This is a genomic window from Bacillus cereus group sp. Bce041 (genome assembly GCF_052646455.1).
Map to the genome: position 1 here is coordinate 144199 of NZ_JBQXON010000007.1, position 17589 is coordinate 161787.

Here is a 17589-nt window from a genome sequence, read left to right on the forward strand (position 1 = left end):
TATATAAAATTATATTATTTAAAGAATCAATAGTGATAATCATTATCATTTTGTTAATAATTAGCAAATTTGAGATTACATCTTCTTTCATTAATATGGTTATTACTATATTATAAAATCTCATATTCAAGATTTTTAATAAATTTTTTTGCATTACCACTACTATTTCAAAAAGATTGCAGTTAAACAAATTATTGTATACACATATCATCTATGTTAAAGGAGAAAGACGATGAAAAAGTTATTTATTTCACTAACAGTCCTTTTCGTTCTTGTTATGAGCGCTTGTAGCAATAGCTCTACAGACAAAAAGAACGATGCAAAAGGTAGCAAATCAGAAACAATTACATACCAATCTGAAGATGGTAAAAAAGTAGAAGTTCCTGCAAATCCAAAACGCGTTGTTGTATTATCATCATTCGCTGGTAACGTAATGTCATTAGGTGTAAATCTTGTTGGGGTAGATTCATGGTCTAAACAAAACCCACGTTTTGATAGCAAACTTAAAGATGTTGCTGAAGTATCTGATGAAAATGTTGAAAAAATCGCTGAACTAAATCCAGATTTAATCATCGGTTTATCAAATGTTAAAAATGTCGATAAGTTAAAGAAAATCGCGCCTACTGTAACATACACTTACGGAAAAGTTGATTACTTAACACAGCATTTAGAAATCGGTAAGTTATTAAATAAAGAAAAAGAAGCAAAAACTTGGGTTGATGACTTCAAGAAACGTGCACAAGAAGCTGGTAAAGAAATTAAAGCAAAAATCGGTGAAGATGCAACAGTTTCTGTTGTAGAAAACTTCAACAAACAGCTTTATGTATACGGCGAGAACTGGGGCCGTGGAACAGAAATCCTGTACCAAGAAATGAAATTAAAAATGCCTGAAAAAGTAAAAGAGAAAGCATTAAAAGAAGGTTACTACGCATTATCTACTGAGGTATTACCTGAATTTGCTGGTGATTACTTAATCGTAAGTAAAAACAAAGATACTGATAACTCATTCCAAGAGACAGAATCATATAAAAACATCCCAGCAGTAAAAAATAATCGCGTATATGAAGCAAACATGATGGAATTCTATTTCAATGATCCACTTACATTAGATTTCCAACTAGACTTCTTCAAGAAGAGCTTTCTTGGTAAATAATACAAACATGAGGAATTCTTAATTTAAGAATTCCTCTTCCTTTATTCTATGAACAGAAAAGATGTGAAACGAATGACAAAAGATCATGACAATCCACGTTCTATAGCTTTTACATACAAACTAATTTTAAGCTTAATTGCATTCTTTCTTATTTTTATGGTTGCAATGGTATTAGGTGCTGCAGATACTTCGATAAAAGATGTATGGTTAGCACTCACTTCCTCCGCTAAAGGAGACAAAATATCTATTATTCGAGAAATACGTTTACCACGTGAAGTTGCTGCTATTTTTGTAGGAGCTGGATTAGCCGTTTCTGGGGCAATTATGCAAGGATTAACACGAAATCCACTTGCGGACCCTGGATTATTAGGGCTATCTGGTGGAGCAAATGCTGCGCTTGCACTGACACTTGCTTTCAACCCTTCCATCAGCTATCTTTACTTAACATTAGCTTGCTTTATCGGTGCTGCAATTGGCGCAATTATGGTATTTGGAATTGGTATGGTGAAAAAAGGCGGCCTTTCTCCTCTTCGAATTGTATTAGCGGGCGCTGCAGTTTCAGCATTTCTACTCGCAATTTCAGAAGGAATCGGCATTTACTTTAAAATTTCACAAGATGTATCACTTTGGACTGCTGGGGGCGTAATTGGAACAACTTGGAGCCAATTAAAAATTATTATTCCAGTCATTTCAATTAGTATCTTTATCGCTATCTTACTAGCAAAAAAATTGACAGTTCTTAGTTTCAGTGAAGAAGTGGCTATTGGACTAGGTCAAAAAATTATTGTTATTAAAACTATTTTATTTATCATTATTATCTTACTTGCAGGTGCATCTGTAGCGCTTGTTGGAAATATGGCATTTATCGGCTTAATGGTACCTCACATGGTACGCCCAATTGTCGGTCCAGATTACCGATTTGTTATACCGATGTCAGCAATTGCTGGAGCTTCCTTTATGCTACTTGCAGATACAATCGGACGTACTATTAACGCTCCATACGAAACACCAGTTGCGGCAATTGTTGCGATTGTAGGGTTACCATTCTTCCTATTCATTGTACGTAAAGGAGGAAAAACATTCTCATGATGCAATCTATTTTAAGAAAACAGCGTCTCATTATACTCGCTTTACTTATAGTAATCATCACAACCATTGTAGTTGGAATGGGACTTGGTTCAGCATCTTTATCTTATGATCGACTACTCCCAACATTAATGGGGCAAGGGACTTTTAAAGAGGAGTTTGTTTTATACTCTTTAAGACTACCTAGAATTGTCATTACATTATTAGCTGGTATGGCTCTCGCTTTATCAGGGGCTATTCTGCAAGGAATTACCCGAAATGATTTAGCTGAACCTGGTATTCTTGGTATTAACTCTGGGGCTGGTGTTGCTGTTGCTATTTTCTTTTTATACTTTCCAATAGACGTAGGTTCATTTCTTTACTTACTACCTGTCGTTGGATTTATTGGGGCATTTCTGACAGCTGTTCTAATTTACGTGTTTTCATATAGTAAATCAACTGGACTTCAACCAATACGATTAACATTAACTGGTATCGGTTTTGCATTTGCACTATCTGGAGCGATGATTGTCCTTATTTCATCCGCTGATCGTATGAAAGTGGACTTTATCTCAAAATGGATTGCCGGAAATATTTGGGGAGATGACTGGATTTTCGTTTTAGCAATGCTCCCATGGTTAATCGTATTCATTCCGTTTGTTTTCTATAAAGCAAATCGATTAAACATTTTAGCATTAAACGAACCAGTCGCAATTGGCGTTGGAATTGAAATTGAAAAAGAACGCAGGTACTTATTAGTTGCAGCCGTTGCACTTGCAGCCGCAGCTGTTTCCGTAACAGGAGGAATTAGCTTTATCGGATTAATGGCTCCTCATATCGCGAAATCTTTAGTAGGTCCAAGACATCAAATCTTCATGCCTATCGCCCTTTTAATCGGCGGATGGCTATTATTATTAGCAGATACAATCGGACGAAATATCGTTGATCCTAATGGCATTCCAGCAGGTATTGTCGTTGCTTTAATTGGGGCTCCTTACTTTATGTATTTGTTGCTTAAAAAAGCTTAAAAAACACCCTCAAGATTTCTTGAGGGTGTTTTTGTTTCATTCTACTGCTGCCCATACCCTTCAAACTTCTTCGCCAAATTCTCCATCTCATCTTCTGGCAATAGCTTTGGTTCCCCAATGCTTTTCGTTTGATAATAAATTTGAGCACAAAACTCAATCTCTTCTGCAACAGTAAACGCCATTTTTATATTATTTGCACCAGCAATTAAACCGTGATTTGCAAGTAAAACAGCACGGCGATCAATCATGCCTTCAAAAGCAGCCTCCGCTAATTGCTTCGTACCAAATGTTTCATACGGTGCACAGCGCACATTCGGTCCTGCGAAAGCAATTAAATACGATACAGCAGGAAGCTCCCATCCTAATGATGCAATCGTCTTCGCGTAAGGAGAGTGTGTATGCACAAGCGCATTTATATCTTCACGCTTCCTATAGTAAATAAGGTGCATATCTAATTCACTTGATGGTTTTCTCTCTCCTTCTACTACTTCACCATCTAGGTTTAATATAACTACATCTTCAGGCTTTGTTTCATAATACTCTAAACCACTTGGGCTAATCGCAACAAGACCTTGTTCACGATTAAAGATACTAATATTACCGCCCGTTCCCTTTGTTAAACCACTAGAAATCATTTTCTTTCCATACGCTACAATTTCTTCTCTTTCTTTTTGTAATAACATATACATCCCCCTAAGTATGAAGCTTATGATGACTGACTTTTACATTTATCTACTTATTGAAATAGCTTTTTTAAATTCTCCGTAAACGGTGCCTTTACAATCCCTTTTTCTGTAATAATCGCTGTTACATTTTCATGTGGAGTAACATCAAATGCTGGATTATATACTTTACTTTCTTTCGGAGCAGAATATTGTCCGAAGCGATTAATCACTTCAGAAGCATCTCTTTCTTCAATCGGAATTTCTTTTCCTGTCGATGTCTTTAAATCAATTGTCGGTGTTGGCGCTGCTACATAAAACGGAATGTTGTAGTACTTAGCTAAAATAGATACGCCTAATGTGCCAATTTTATTTGCTACATCACCATTTGCTGCCACACGATCACATCCAACAATTACCGCATCAATCTTCCCTTGTGACATGACCATAGCTGCCATATTATCTGTAATAACAGTAACGTCAATGCCTGCTCGCTGCAGTTCTAATGCTGTTAACGTTGAACCTTGTAATCTAGGGCGTGTTTCATCAGAATAGATTTTTAAGTCCCATCCTTTTTCTTTCGCTAAGTACATGGGAGCTGTCGCGGTACCATACTTAGTTGTCGCTAACGCACCAGCATTACAATGTGTTAATACTCCCATTCCATCATGGAATAATGTTAATGCATGTTCTCCAATTTGACGGTTAATTTCTTCATCTTCTCTATGAATCTCTTTTGCCTCTTCTAGTAATCTATTTTTCAGCTGTGAGATTGATAAATGAATATTATCTGTCGCTACACTTTCCATTCTTTCAAGTGCCCAAAATAAATTTACGGCAGTCGGTCTTGATGTCGCCAAGTATGTACATACCTTTCTTACTTCATCCATAAATCCCTCTTCCGTACTTTCAGCAAATTCCTTTATCCCTAAATACACTCCATAAGCAGCTGAAACACCAATCGCGGGTGCACCTCGTACTTTCATTACTTGAATCGCATCCCACACACTTTCAGCTGTTTTAAAAGATTCATAGACAATTTCATTTGGTAATAACGTTTGATCTAACAAAACTAAAGCATCATCTTTCCACTGAATTGGTATTAATTGCTCTTCCATCATATTCTCCCCTTACTTCGCGTAGTGCATTGACTGTTCTTTTAACGTTTCTACAAAACTTGTGCCCGTTCTATATTGATTCGCTCGTAAAATAAAACCCTTCGCTACTTGAAGACAAATTCGCTCCGCTCTAGCACGTGCTTCCTCATTCCCAATACAAGTAATATCTTTTACTTTCGCTAATCCAACAATACGGCGAATTAATTCCAGACCTGTCACTGCAGCTGTATCCTCTAATACAGATTGCAAATAGACTTCGCTAAAGCCTTCTTCCTTCGCCATAATCTCGGTCACATGAATATCCCAAGCACCTAAAAACTTCTGCTTAAATAAATCAATTACCTCTACCATCGTAGTTTGTAACCAATCCATATACGTATCTTTCTCAGCTCCAGGTGACATCGTTGCATCTGCATTCACCCAAGCAAACATTAAATTCGCCATTACATTCCCAACGTCATATCCCATAGGTCCATAAAAAGCAAACTCAGGATCAATAACCTTTGTAGAATCATCTCTTACAAAAACAGAACCAGTATGTAAATCACCATGAAGTAATGCCTGTGCATTCGTCATAAAAGAAAATTTACGTTTCGCTACTTCCATACGAAGCTCTTTATCACTATAAATATGTTCCCTAATCCATCCCTCATTTAACGGAAATAACTCATTACGCTTATTATGATTTGTAAATGGTTCTGAATATACGAGGTCCTCTGTAATCTCACATAATTCAGGATTTATATAATTCTTCACAAGTTTCTTCTTCTCTTTATGATTCATTACAACATCCGATGTTAACAAAAGTGTATTTACCATAAAAGTAGTTAAATCATCCGCAAGCCTCGGAAATATTTGATGATTTATAAGTGCTGTACGTAATATTGTGTGATCCGATAAATCTTCCATTACGCAACAATTCATCACACTATCAAATAAATACACCTTAGGAACAAGTCCAGGTGCTAACTCATCCTCTAACTGCAAAACATCTGATTCTATACGAATACGATTCGTCGACAACTTAAACTCATCTGAAATGCGAGCTGTATCCCCAGCTTGCTTTACGATGACAGACATGTTCTCTTTTTCATCCCAAACGCGGAACACATAATTTAAATTGCCATCACCTATTTCTTTACACTGTAACCCCTTTGCATGTTCAAACTTAGATAATTTCTCTTTCACATATGCAATCACATCTTTAGCTTCCATTAAAAAATACTTTGTGAACTTAGACATGGTTTCCCCTCCACACCAATTGTAAGCGTTTTCTAAAAGCTATAAAAAATAATAGGTTGAATTTTTTCATCCTATAAATATGTATTCTTCTTTTTGAAAGGTATATCTAGGTTTTATTATATCTCGTTAGCACTTTGAGTCAATATTTCTAACTATCATCGTAATATACTTCCTAATTATATATTTGAGATGACAAAAATTGTTCAAAAAGATTTCGATTCATTTTATTTTATTTTATTTATCGCACAATTCTTTGTAAAATAGAAATAAGCAGTTCCTTTTCAAATACATAACTTCTAAGAAATATTTCCTTCCTAAGAAATTAAACTTACACACTATCTCTAACATACACACTAAACTTTCAACTACTCATCTAAAATTTATAGACTTAAAATTACCTTTCCATTCCCTGTTAGTCTTAATTGAGAATAAATATTAATTAAATTGGTATAAAGTTGGTTTATTCTCTTGACAAAATAACCACTTCTATATGATAATTAATATCGAATTAGAATTATTATAGTTAATTAAAAAATATATTTTATGAGCACACTATTTTTTGATGCTCAAAACCAACATTTAGGAGGAATTTTAACATGTTATTAATCGGCACAGAAGTAAAACCGTTTAAAGCTAATGCTTACCATAATGGAGAATTTATCCAAGTTACTGACGAAAGTTTAAAAGGAAAATGGAGTGTAGTTTGTTTCTACCCAGCTGACTTCACATTCGTTTGCCCAACTGAACTTGAAGACTTACAAAACCAATACGCAACTCTAAAAGACTTAGGCGTTGAAGTATACTCTGTATCTACAGACACTCACTTCACTCACAAAGCATGGCATGATAGCTCAGAAACTATCGGCAAAATCGAGTACATCATGATTGGTGACCCAACTCGCACAATCACTACAAACTTCAACGTTTTAATGGAAGAAGAAGGTCTTGCTGCTCGTGGTACATTCATCATCGATCCAGACGGCGTTATCCAATCTATGGAAATCAATGCTGACGGTATCGGCCGTGACGCAAGCATTCTTGTTAACAAAATTAAAGCTGCTCAATACGTACGTAACAACCCAGGTGAAGTTTGCCCAGCTAAATGGCAAGAGGGTTCTGCAACACTTAAACCAAGCCTTGACCTTGTAGGCAAAATCTAAGGAGTTCGATCAAAATGATACTAGATGCAGATATAAAAACACAACTATCCCAATACCTTCAATTAATGGAGAACGATATTTTACTTAAAGTAAGCGCAGGAGACGATAACGTATCTAAAGATATGTTAGCTCTAGTAGACGAATTAGCTACTATGTCATCTAAGATTACAGTAGAAAAAGTTGAATTAGAGAGAACACCAAGCTTTAGCGTAAACCGCCCTGGTGAAAACACTGGTGTCGTATTCGCTGGTATTCCATTAGGACACGAATTTACATCATTAGTGTTAGCTTTACTACAAGTAAGTGGACGCGCTCCAAAAGTTGAACAAAAATTAATCGATCAAATTAAAAACATTCAAGGCGAATATCATTTTGAATCTTATATCAGCCTAAGTTGTCATAACTGTCCTGATGTTGTACAAGCTCTTAACGTAATGAGCGTTCTTAACCCTGGTATTACACATACTATGATTGATGGCGCTGCATTCAAAGAGGAAGTAGAAAGCAAAGACATTATGGCAGTACCAACTGTTTACCTAAACGGCGAATCTTTCGGAAGCGGTCGTATGACACTTGAAGAAATTTTAGCTAAAATGGGTAACGGTCCAGATGCATCAGAGCTTTCTGATAAAGATCCATACGATGTTCTTGTTGTTGGTGGCGGCCCTGCTGGTGCAAGTGCAGCAATTTACGCAGCACGTAAAGGCATCCGCACTGGTATCGTTGCTGAGCGCTTCGGTGGTCAAGTAATGGATACTATGGGCATTGAGAACTTCATCAGCGTGAAAAAGACTGAAGGTCCTAAGCTAGTAGCAAGCCTTGAAGAGCACGTAAAAGAATACGACATCGATGTAATGAATCTACAACGTGCGAAACGTTTAGAGAAAAAAGAACTTATTGAAGTGGAACTTGAAAACGGCGCTATTCTGAAAAGTAAGAGCGTAATCGTTTCTACAGGTGCTCGCTGGCGTAATGTTGGCGTACCAGGTGAAGCTGAGTTCAAAAATAAAGGTGTAGCATATTGCCCACACTGTGACGGTCCATTATTCACTGGAAAAGACGTAGCAGTTATCGGCGGAGGTAACTCTGGTATTGAAGCAGCTATCGACTTAGCAGGTATCGTTAAGCACGTAACTGTTCTTGAATTCATGCCAGAATTAAAAGCTGATGCTGTATTACAAGAGCGTCTTAACAGCTTACCAAACGTAACTGTTCTGAAAAACGTTCAAACGAAAGAAATCACTGGTACTGATAAAGTAAACGGTATTTCTTACATCGATCGTGAAACTGAAGAAGTTCATCACGTTGAATTACAAGGTGTATTCGTACAAATCGGTCTTGTACCAAACACAGACTGGTTAGGCGAAACAGTTGAACGCGTTCGCGGTGAAATCGTAACAGACAAGCACGGCGCTACAAACGTACCAGGAGTGTTTGCTGCAGGTGACTGTACAAATAATCCGTACAAACAAATCATCATCTCTATGGGTTCAGGTGCAAACGCAGCTTTAGGTGCATTTGATTACTTAATCCGTAACTAATAAAAAAGACGCGCTACCTATTGGTAGCGCGTCTTTTTTATTATATTTCATGTAAATAGTTATCAAGTTCCTTCCAACTCATTACTGTATAAGGTGTACCTACATTCAATACTACTTTTACATTTTCTGCTACTATTTGCATTCTCTTAGTTGGATTATCTCTTTTTCCTGAAGGATAAATAGCAAGTTTCATCATTTCTTGCTTTCCATCTTCATAAATCCTTTTCTTTAAACCAAATTGGTTAATTTGTTCCTTTGAAGGAACTTCTTTGCCTTCCCAGTCACATATTTCAAATAGAGGATACCTATCTCCGTGCCATTCCTCAATAATCTCAATGACTTTAAGAATAATACAACTCCCTGATACTAATTCATAACTAACAGCATCACCTGCTTTTAAAGAAGTATTAGCTATAAATCTTTTCGGCACTTTTTTAGCTTCTGGCTGCCGAGAATGTAACTGCTCTCTTAGTTTATTTAAAACTACTTCACGTTTCTTCTGTAATTTAGGTTCTTCTTCCCAACGGGCTAAATCTGCACCACTTTCTATTATTTGCAATGCCTCCTGCTTAACATTCTCTTGAAGTCTCCCTAACCTCCATTGTATGGAAGCAAATACTAACCAAAAAACAATAGTCTCTTCATTATCTAATTCATTCTTGTATTCCTCAATTACAATCCTACTTGCGTCCTCATTTGAATATTCATTTGCTAACAAATCCTTATACAGTAACTTAATATCTTCAGCAATATCGTCTGATAATATTGCTACTCCCCAAGCCCCCATACATTAACACTCCAATCTATAAACTAAAAACCTCTCATTCCCATTCTTCTCATAAGCACCTGGCAATCTAACTTCTTTCTTCAGCTCAAACGCAGTCTGATTTTCTAAGAAGAAAATATAGTCCTCAGAAGGATAATATAAAATAATATCCACTTCTCTCCCCGTTTCTTCTACTGAAAGCAAAATGTTATTTACTACATTCATAAACACTTGTATAGAAAATGGATTAAAGAAATAAAACCTATTATCATGTGGATCAATCTCATATTCCTGCGCTAAACAACATTGGAATTGAATTTTCCCCTTACTGTTTCGTGCCTTTCGTGCATAACGATCTCGATTATCCATCGCTTCTTTATAAAACTCTTCATTCATTTCAATTCCAACTGCTGAAGCACCACATTTATGATGCATATAAAAGTTTAATCGCCCTTTTCCGCACCCAAAGTCTACAATTCGGTCGCTACTTCGTATTTCATATTGATTCAATAACTCATCTAACCCGCTATACGGTGTCGGTTCATAGCGATGATAATGCATAGACTTGTTAAACCCTTTTTGCTCACCGACTGTTTTTATATGTAAAACTGCATCGTAATATTGTTCGTTCATTCGTTTTCTCCTATTAAAAAATGGTACTTATTATTATACACCATGTACTGGAGGCTCATTTTTCATCAAATTAATAGGTACGTGAAATTATATTAACGATTTTCTTAATATATCTATCGTAACTTCAAATATATCAACGATTTTCTTAATATATCTATCGTAACTTCAAATATATCAACGATTTTCTCAATATATCTATCATAACTCAAAATATATCAACGTTTTTTCAAATATATCGATTTGCCGACAATTCACGACAAAAAAACAGGAGCTCTCTAGCCCCTGTCTTCTAACACTTTCAATACAGTTTGTTTCAATATTTCTACCCCATCCATAATACAACTATGATCAAACCTCATATACGGATGGTGTAATCCAGGTTGTAGGTCTGCTCCTAGTCCAAGCATGACAGCTTTTAAATGTGGTCTTTTCACTGTATAGTAATGGAAATCATCGCTTCCTGTCGTATAGAGAGGCCCTGTGCATCTCTCTTCCCCATACACTTCGAGAATACCTTTACGCATAAAGCGCTCTGCTTCTTCGGAAACCTCTGCTCCTGGTGCAAGATCCATCCATTCGTATGAAGTTTTTGATCCCATCGATGCAGCTGATTCTATTACATGCTCAATCTTTTTCTTTAATTCTTCTAATAGTATATTACTCTCTGCTCTTACATCTAAACTGAAATGACCATTTCCCGGAATAATATTTAAATTATCACCACCCGCTTGGCATCTCGTCATTTTTACTGAATAAGAACTTTGCGGTGGCAGCCAAATATTTTTCAAACCGATATTAATCATGGAAATGACATCAATTGCATTCACACCTTGATGTGGTCTTGCCCCGTGTGCATCCTCCCCATGAATCATACCCTCTAAAAATCCTGCTGCTCCATGACGAATAGATGGGGCTGCTTGTTTCAAAGATAGTTCTTCAATTGGTCTTAGATGGACGCCAAATAAGAAATTAGCATCATCTACAGCACCTTTCTCCACCATCTTCAAAGCACCATTCCCCTTCTCTTCTGCTGGCTGAAAAATAAATCTAACCGTACCACTTTTCCATCTCATATTTTTCAATTGTAAAATAAGTCCCATTACAATGGTCATATGAGCATCATGGCCACATGAATGGTTCGCTTTAAATTCTCCATTTACTTCTTGCCAAAGTGCATCCATATCAGCACGAATCGCAATAACTGGATTCCCGCCTCCAATCTCAGCAATTACACCTGGACAATCATCAAATGTTCTATATGAAATTCCTTCTTCTTTTAAAAAGTCAGTAATATACGCTGTCGTTTCATATTCTTTCCAACTTACTTCAGGGTTTTCGTGTAAATGCTGAAAAATCTCCGTTAAGCGCTCTTGTAGTTCTAATGTTTTCAACGTTCCAGTCTCCTTCCCACATTACAAACGATTCGGGTTAATTATACTTATGAAAAACAGATGTTTTTATGAACATATTGAATTTTAAGAAAAAAGTCAATTATTTATTTTTAAATACTTAAAAAGCTTACTCTGCACTTATATTACAAACTAAACAAACAACTAGAACATTCCTTATTTTCTGTTTTTTATGTTGACGCTTACATAAACTTTTAGTTATCATAACCTAATAAACGTCTATTTTACGACAATTCTAAAAATACAAACAAACATACGTAACAAGGAGGAACTTTATGAAAAAAGAAATACCTTTTGGAATAGCGATTATCCCTATTATCATTACCGTTGCAGTTATGATGGTTACAATTGTTGTATTAAAACAAACCCCTCACGTTCCACTTATTATTGGTACAACCGTTGCTTCTATTGTCGCTTGGCGTTACGGTTACAAATGGAATGATCTTGAAGAAGCAATGTATAAAGGGATTCGTCTTGCATTACCCGCTATCGTCATTATTATTCTTGTTGGCTTAACAATTGGTGCTTGGATTGGCGGTGGAATCGTCGCAACGATGATTTATTACGGTTTAAAACTTTTAACTCCATCACTATTTTTAGTTTCCATTACCGTCATTTGTTCTATCGTAGCATTAGCAATTGGTAGCTCTTGGTCTACAATGGGCACAATTGGTGTTGCTGGAATGGGAATTGGCCTAAGTATGGGAATTCCAGCTCCAATGGTTGCTGGTGCCATTATTTCAGGCTCTTATTTTGGCGATAAAATGTCACCGCTTTCAGACACAACTAACTTAGCCGCAGGATTAACAAATACAGATTTATTCGCACACATTCGTCATATGTTATTTACTACAGTTCCAGGTTTAATTATTACTCTTATCGTCTACGCGGTCTTAGGAAGAAGCTTCGGCGCTAACAATATTGATGCGAAGAGCATCGATCAAACGTTACAAGTATTGCAACAAAACTTTGTTATCTCACCTTTCCTACTCATTATACCCGTAGTCGTTATGGTATTGGTCGCTAAAAAGGTCCCTGCTATACCAGCGATTCTCGTCGGTATTATTTTAGGATTTTTATCACAAGTCTTTATTCAAGGTGGTTCTGTCTCAGCATCTGTCGGTGCACTCCAAGCTGGATTTGTTATAGACACTGGAAACAAGCTAGTAGACGAACTATTTAACCGCGGTGGCTTAGATTCGATGATGAATACAGTCTCGATGACAATTGTCGCTATGACTTTCGGAGGAGTATTAGAACATACAGGTATTCTTCGCTCAATTGTAAATCAAATTTTAAAGTTAGCAACATCAGCAAAAGGGCTTATCGCTTCTACTATCGCATCTTGTTTTGCAACAAACCTTACTTGCTCTGAACAATATATTTCAATTGTTGTCCCTTCAAGAATGTACGCAAATGCATACACGGAAAAAGGACTACATTCAAAAAACTTATCCAGAGCATTAGAAGATGGCGGAACATTAACTTCTGTCTTCGTTCCTTGGAATACGTGCGGTGTATTTATTCTCGCTACACTTGGCGTAGGTGCATTTGAATATGCCCCTTATGCTATTTTAAATTTCATCGTACCTATTATCTCAATCATTTATGGTATAACAGGCTTCACAATTGTAAAACTATCAGACATTGAAAAAGCAGAACTACTAAAGAAACAAAAAGCTCAACTAGAAGCTTAAAAATAGCGGTAAATTCAGTTCATATAGTGCGCGAGGTCGCCCTTGTTGATAGGGCATTTCCTCGCCGCAAATATGAGCATACCCGTAATCAACTAATTTCTTTAACAACCTTTCTGTCGATCTTCGAGTCACTTGTAAATACTCAGAAAGGTCAGCTGCTGTAAACTTCAATGACGGGTGCGATTGACTAAATTGAATGATTTTTGACAAGTTGGCCGGACTAAGCTTCGTTTCCTTCGCTATTTTCATTAGTTCCGGATTATCATTTTTCAAACTTTGTACTCTCTGTTCTTTCGGGAACGGACCAAACAAATCTTTATCACTTGTTAGTATATAAAAACAACGATCTATTGGATTGTTCTTTGCAAAACTTTGAGCAATTTTTGCATTTTGCTCCGCTTCTTTCACGGTTTTCCCATAACCAAATCCAATAGCTATCGTTCCTTCTACGCTCGCAAACAAGTTATCTATCGCATTTGTTTTAATAATTGATTCGATATCACCACGAGTTGTATACAAAATGCATGTCATTTCATCCACTTGTTTAAATGAACCACGTAGCTCTTTTGAAATGACATCTAGTTTTTCAAGCAAACTCGTTCGTAATTCTAAGGAAGAAATAATACAAGCACCAACAGTAGCTGAATAGCTTTTTGCTAACTCAGCTTTTATTTTTGCATCTTTTAGCCCATGTATAACGGATTGTGTTGGATCAATCATACGCTCTGAAGGAACACCTATTTTTTGAAGCTCGTCGTAAACAGCGTGAATACTAGTTAAAGCTAAATGAGCCTCTCCAGATTGATATTTAGCTACATGAAAATCGATAACTCTATTTATCTCATCCTTACTCCACAGCATATTTTCATAATCCAACACTTGCGGACTTTCTTTTATACCGATATCATGGAACACATTTGTAATAAACGAGAGGTCTACTAAATCGATGGAAATGTTATGTGGTTGAATACTTTGATGATACATGATAGAAAGAATTGAAGATGCGACAGTTGTCTCGTCTTGCTGTAAGTATGTACTTGGAATTTGTAATTGTTCTCTTATTTCTTTTGCCATATAATAAGGTAAAGCACCTGAGAAAAAGATGACATCACAAGGCTTTAAACACTTTAATAGTTCAGAAGATTCCGCCGGATGAAGGTAAATATATGGATCAATTTCTATTCCTTCTAATTTTTGAGCAATAGGAAAAAGGTTCTCCATAAACTCCTTTGAACCGACAACTGCAATTTTTATCATCATTTTCTCTAACTCCTTATCATTAATTAACGACTATTTAACGTCAACTATATCAAATGTATAAAACTATTGTAAACAGGAAGGGGTCTCTATTCAATGAAAATTACAGCTATTCATCTTTACGCAATTCGTTTACCGCTTCGCAATCCGTTTGTTATTAGTTATGGCTCTTATTCTGATATGCCCTCTATTATCGTCAAAATGGAAACAGATGAAGGTATTATCGGTTACGGTGAAGGCGTTGCTGATGATCACGTCACAGGTGAATCATGGGAAAGTACTTTCTATACTTTAAAACATACGCTAACCCCTGCTCTAATCGGGCAAAATCCAATGAATATCGAAAAAATACACGACATGATGGACAATACAATTTACGGTGTTCCAACAGCGAAAGCCGCAATTGATATTGCTTGTTTTGATATAATGGGCAAAAAACTAAATCAACCTGTATATCAATTAATTGGCGGGCGCTACCATGAAGAATTCCCTGTCACTCATGTTTTAAGTATTGCCGATCCAGAAAACATGGCTGAAGAAGCTGCTTCTATGATTCAAAAAGGTTACCAATCTTTCAAAATGAAAGTTGGTACAAATGTAAAAGAAGATGTGAAACGTATTGAAGTTGTACGAGAACGTGTAGGAAATGACATCGCTATTCGCGTTGATGTAAACCAAGGCTGGAAAAATAGCGCAAACACATTAACAGCACTACGTTCATTAGGACATTTAAACATTGACTGGATTGAACAACCTGTTATCGCGGACGATATTGATGCCATGGCTCATATTCGTTCTAAAACAGACCTCCCGCTTATGATTGATGAAGGATTAAAAAGTTCTCGTGAAATGCGCCAAATTATTAAATTAGAAGCTGCTGATAAAGTAAATATAAAACTAATGAAATGCGGCGGCATATATCCAGCTGTAAAGCTCGCTCATCAAGCAGAAATGGCAGGCATTGAATGCCAAGTGGGATCAATGGTCGAATCATCTGTTGCCTCTTCCGCAGGATTCCATGTCGCTTTCTCAAAAAAAATCATTACGAGCGTAGAGCTAACAGGGCCATTAAAATTCACAAAAGACATCGGAAACTTACATTACGACGTACCATTCATTCGCTTAAACGAAAAGCCCGGACTCGGCATTGAAATAAACGAAGATACATTACAAGAACTAACCGTCTTTCAAGACGTTGTACGCTAAAGGAGGACTATCATATGACGGTTCTATACGAAGGAACATTAAAACAAAATAACGAATCATTTCACGTTACATTACTATCACTAGAGCACATCGAACAAATTTTATCACTACAAAACATTGTAGTTGAAGCACTAGAAGATAAAAGTCGTTTACAACCACTCTCACAAGAAGAATTTCAATACATTCTAGAAGGAAACGGCATGATGATCGGTGCTTTTATCGAAAACGAACTCATCGCATTTCGCGCTCTACTCGTCCCTCCTATCGACGATGAACATTTAGGGCTTGATATTGGTCTATCAGAAAGTGAACTGCACCGCGTCATCTATCAAGAAATCTCAAACGTTCATCCGAACTGCCGAGGAAATGGTATGCAAAAAATATTAGCAAACGTCATCATGGACGAATTGCAAAAAGAAGATAGCAAATATGATTATGTATGCTGCACCGTTGCTCCTTTTAACATCCCGAGTTTGAAGGATAAGTTTGCGCAAGGGATGGCGATTGCTGCGCTAAAGGAGAAGTATGGTGGTAGTCTGCGGTATGTTTTTGTGAAGAAATTGCGCGGAGATAAAGAAAGCGATTGGACGGATATTCAAAGTATTCTAATGAGTGATGCTAGTGGACAGCAGGCTTTGCTTTCGGAGGGGTATCGTGGGTATGAGATGGAGAAAACAGCAGATACTTTCATTGTGAAGTTTGGGCGATAATCTATATACTCGAAAAGAGGAGATGTCTGCTGTGACCTCTTCTCTTTTCGATTTGTTGAACAATCCTGTGGTAAATGAAATTATATCAACGATTTTTCGAATATATCTATCATAACTTACAATATATCAACGATTTTTAAAATATATCTATCAAAACTCACAATATATCAACGATTCGACAAGAAATATCGATTTACAGACAAAAATCGATATCCCTTCCTAAACCGTCATCTTCCAACTAGATAACGCTAACCAATTCTCCATTTCTTTATAATCAGGCATTATCTTCCCGACAAGACGCCAAAAAGATCGATCATGATTTAAATGAACCATATGACACATTTCATGAACAACCACATAGTCAATTACTCGCTGTGGTGCCATTGCTAGCTTCCAATTGAATGTTAGTTGTAAATTCGAATCGCAAGTACCCCAAGTACGACTACTATCTGTAATACGAATAGAACGTGGTTTTGTTTTGAAATTACTTTGATGCACTTTAATACTCTTCTCTACTAAAGATTTACACTGCTTATAGTAAAATCGTTTTAAAGCTTGTTGTATTTTCTCATCCTTAAGCTCTTTCACATAAATATGTAACTTATCCCCTTCAAAAATCGCATTGTCTTGCTCAATGCTTGCATCTTGGGAAATCTGTATCGGATACGTATTCCCTAAATACAAAAAGCCCTCTCCTTGATCATAATCCTTTTCCTGTGGTCCACGCGCTCGCTCCGCCATTTCCTTACGTGTTGTCTGAATCCAATCCCACTTTTCCTCTAGCAACTGAACTAAGTATTCAACAGGTGTCCCTTTCGGAGCCTGCACTTCCACATTTCCATACGAATCCACAAAAAGACGCACGGACTTTTTCTTCTTATAAGTTATATGAAAATTAATTGTCTCACCTAAATATGTATGTACCATTTCATCACCTGGCAT

Annotated in this window: 16 protein-coding genes; 8 read left to right on the plus strand and 8 right to left on the minus strand. The window is 36.6% G+C overall.

The features are described 5' to 3' along the window. Positions 1-232 precede the first annotated feature (232 nt). Genes ACUN13_RS21690 through ACUN13_RS21700 form a run of 3 tightly spaced genes read left to right on the plus strand, consistent with a single transcriptional unit; the run spans position 233 to position 3246 of the window. Complete coding sequence (locus ACUN13_RS21690; RefSeq protein ID WP_000732597.1) at positions 233-1153, plus strand: iron-hydroxamate ABC transporter substrate-binding protein; 921 nt, start codon at positions 233-235, stop codon at positions 1151-1153. Positions 1154-1201: 48 nt separating this feature from the next. Then, positions 1202-2242, plus strand: a complete 1041-nt coding sequence (locus ACUN13_RS21695; RefSeq protein WP_002025239.1) for a FecCD family ABC transporter permease — start codon at positions 1202-1204, stop codon at positions 2240-2242. Continuing rightward, a complete protein-coding gene (locus tag ACUN13_RS21700) occupies positions 2239-3246 on the plus strand; it encodes a FecCD family ABC transporter permease (protein WP_000983751.1) in 1008 nt (335 codons plus the stop codon). Before ACUN13_RS21695 ends, ACUN13_RS21700 begins: the two co-directional genes overlap by 4 nt. Positions 3247-3287: 41 nt before the next feature. Here the strand turns inward: ACUN13_RS21700 and ACUN13_RS21705 are convergent, their stop codons facing one another. The 3 genes from ACUN13_RS21705 to mtnK are packed head-to-tail and all read right to left on the minus strand — an operon-like array spanning position 3288 to position 6268. Further along, complete coding sequence (locus ACUN13_RS21705) at positions 3288-3929, minus strand: L-fuculose-phosphate aldolase (RefSeq protein WP_000926557.1); 642 nt, start codon at positions 3927-3929, stop codon at positions 3288-3290. 53 nt (positions 3930-3982) lie between these two features. Beyond that, complete coding sequence (mtnA, locus tag ACUN13_RS21710) at positions 3983-5029, minus strand: S-methyl-5-thioribose-1-phosphate isomerase (RefSeq protein WP_025690395.1); 1047 nt, start codon at positions 5027-5029, stop codon at positions 3983-3985. A 9-nt stretch (positions 5030-5038) separates the two neighbouring features. Next, positions 5039-6268: an S-methyl-5-thioribose kinase gene (gene mtnK / locus ACUN13_RS21715; protein WP_000033226.1), complete on the minus strand. Its 1230-nt coding sequence runs from the start codon at positions 6266-6268 to the stop codon at positions 5039-5041. Between the two features lie 596 nt (positions 6269-6864). Here mtnK and ahpC point away from each other — a divergent pair. Both ahpC and ahpF read left to right on the plus strand, forming a co-directional pair. Then, entirely contained in the window at positions 6865-7428 is a 564-nt protein-coding gene (gene ahpC / locus ACUN13_RS21720) for an alkyl hydroperoxide reductase subunit C (RefSeq protein ID WP_000924420.1), read from the plus strand. Between the two features lie 14 nt (positions 7429-7442). Continuing rightward, positions 7443-8969, plus strand: a complete 1527-nt coding sequence (gene ahpF / locus ACUN13_RS21725; RefSeq protein ID WP_000599508.1) for an alkyl hydroperoxide reductase subunit F — start codon at positions 7443-7445, stop codon at positions 8967-8969. 40 nt (positions 8970-9009) lie between these two features. On the opposite strand, the gene ACUN13_RS21730 is transcribed toward ahpF, so the two are convergent. The 3 genes from ACUN13_RS21730 to ACUN13_RS21740 form a co-directional block, all read right to left on the minus strand. Beyond that, entirely contained in the window at positions 9010-9756 is a 747-nt protein-coding gene (locus tag ACUN13_RS21730; protein WP_000501503.1) for a hypothetical protein, read from the minus strand. A 3-nt stretch (positions 9757-9759) separates the two neighbouring features. Continuing rightward, a complete protein-coding gene (locus ACUN13_RS21735) occupies positions 9760-10368 on the minus strand; it encodes an SAM-dependent methyltransferase (protein ID WP_001005621.1) in 609 nt (202 codons plus the stop codon). A gap of 275 nt (positions 10369-10643) precedes the next feature. Continuing rightward, positions 10644-11759 carry a M20 peptidase aminoacylase family protein gene (locus tag ACUN13_RS21740; RefSeq protein WP_445423950.1) on the minus strand — a complete coding sequence of 372 codons (1116 nt, stop codon included), beginning with the start codon at positions 11757-11759 and terminating at the stop codon, positions 10644-10646. A 293-nt stretch (positions 11760-12052) separates the two neighbouring features. Between ACUN13_RS21740 and nhaC the strand changes: the two genes are divergently transcribed. Then, on the plus strand, positions 12053-13474 hold the full coding sequence (gene nhaC / locus ACUN13_RS21745; protein ID WP_017657392.1) for a Na+/H+ antiporter NhaC: 1422 nt from the start codon (positions 12053-12055) through the stop codon (positions 13472-13474). Here the strand turns inward: nhaC and ACUN13_RS21750 are convergent. Further along, on the minus strand, positions 13463-14734 hold the full coding sequence (locus tag ACUN13_RS21750) for a transcriptional regulator (RefSeq protein ID WP_445423951.1): 1272 nt from the start codon (positions 14732-14734) through the stop codon (positions 13463-13465). The genes nhaC and ACUN13_RS21750 overlap by 12 nt on opposite strands. 93 nt (positions 14735-14827) lie before the next feature. Between ACUN13_RS21750 and ACUN13_RS21755 the strand changes: the two genes are divergently transcribed. Both ACUN13_RS21755 and ACUN13_RS21760 read left to right on the plus strand, forming a co-directional pair. Beyond that, entirely contained in the window at positions 14828-15937 is a 1110-nt protein-coding gene (locus ACUN13_RS21755; protein WP_445423952.1) for a mandelate racemase/muconate lactonizing enzyme family protein, read from the plus strand. Positions 15938-15951: 14 nt separating this feature from the next. After that, positions 15952-16647 (plus strand): hypothetical protein, encoded by a 696-nt coding sequence (locus tag ACUN13_RS21760; RefSeq protein ID WP_000217554.1) that lies wholly within the window; start codon positions 15952-15954, stop codon positions 16645-16647. A gap of 219 nt (positions 16648-16866) precedes the next feature. Here the strand turns inward: ACUN13_RS21760 and ACUN13_RS21765 are convergent, their stop codons facing one another. Continuing rightward, a complete protein-coding gene (locus tag ACUN13_RS21765) occupies positions 16867-17574 on the minus strand; it encodes a M48 family metallopeptidase (protein WP_000233760.1) in 708 nt (235 codons plus the stop codon). Between the last annotated feature and the right edge of the window lie 15 nt (positions 17575-17589).

Coding starts and splice junctions, on each gene's coding strand:
- nhaC (WP_017657392.1), top strand. CDS start 12,053: ATGAAAAAAGAAATACCTTTTGGAATAGCGATTATCCCTATTATCATT.
- ACUN13_RS21705 (WP_000926557.1), bottom strand. CDS start 3,929: ATGTTATTACAAAAAGAAAGAGAAGAAATTGTAGCGTATGGAAAGAAA.
- ahpF (WP_000599508.1), top strand. CDS start 7,443: ATGATACTAGATGCAGATATAAAAACACAACTATCCCAATACCTTCAA.
- ACUN13_RS21690 (WP_000732597.1), top strand. CDS start 233: ATGAAAAAGTTATTTATTTCACTAACAGTCCTTTTCGTTCTTGTTATG.
- ACUN13_RS21735 (WP_001005621.1), bottom strand. CDS start 10,368: ATGAACGAACAATATTACGATGCAGTTTTACATATAAAAACAGTCGGT.
- ACUN13_RS21760 (WP_000217554.1), top strand. CDS start 15,952: ATGACGGTTCTATACGAAGGAACATTAAAACAAAATAACGAATCATTT.
- ACUN13_RS21695 (WP_002025239.1), top strand. CDS start 1,202: ATGAACAGAAAAGATGTGAAACGAATGACAAAAGATCATGACAATCCA.
- ACUN13_RS21765 (WP_000233760.1), bottom strand. CDS start 17,574: ATGGTACATACATATTTAGGTGAGACAATTAATTTTCATATAACTTAT.
- ACUN13_RS21755 (WP_445423952.1), top strand. CDS start 14,828: ATGAAAATTACAGCTATTCATCTTTACGCAATTCGTTTACCGCTTCGC.
- ACUN13_RS21700 (WP_000983751.1), top strand. CDS start 2,239: ATGATGCAATCTATTTTAAGAAAACAGCGTCTCATTATACTCGCTTTA.
- ACUN13_RS21750 (WP_445423951.1), bottom strand. CDS start 14,734: ATGATGATAAAAATTGCAGTTGTCGGTTCAAAGGAGTTTATGGAGAAC.
- mtnK (WP_000033226.1), bottom strand. CDS start 6,268: ATGTCTAAGTTCACAAAGTATTTTTTAATGGAAGCTAAAGATGTGATT.
- ACUN13_RS21730 (WP_000501503.1), bottom strand. CDS start 9,756: ATGGGGGCTTGGGGAGTAGCAATATTATCAGACGATATTGCTGAAGAT.
- ahpC (WP_000924420.1), top strand. CDS start 6,865: ATGTTATTAATCGGCACAGAAGTAAAACCGTTTAAAGCTAATGCTTAC.
- mtnA (WP_025690395.1), bottom strand. CDS start 5,029: ATGATGGAAGAGCAATTAATACCAATTCAGTGGAAAGATGATGCTTTA.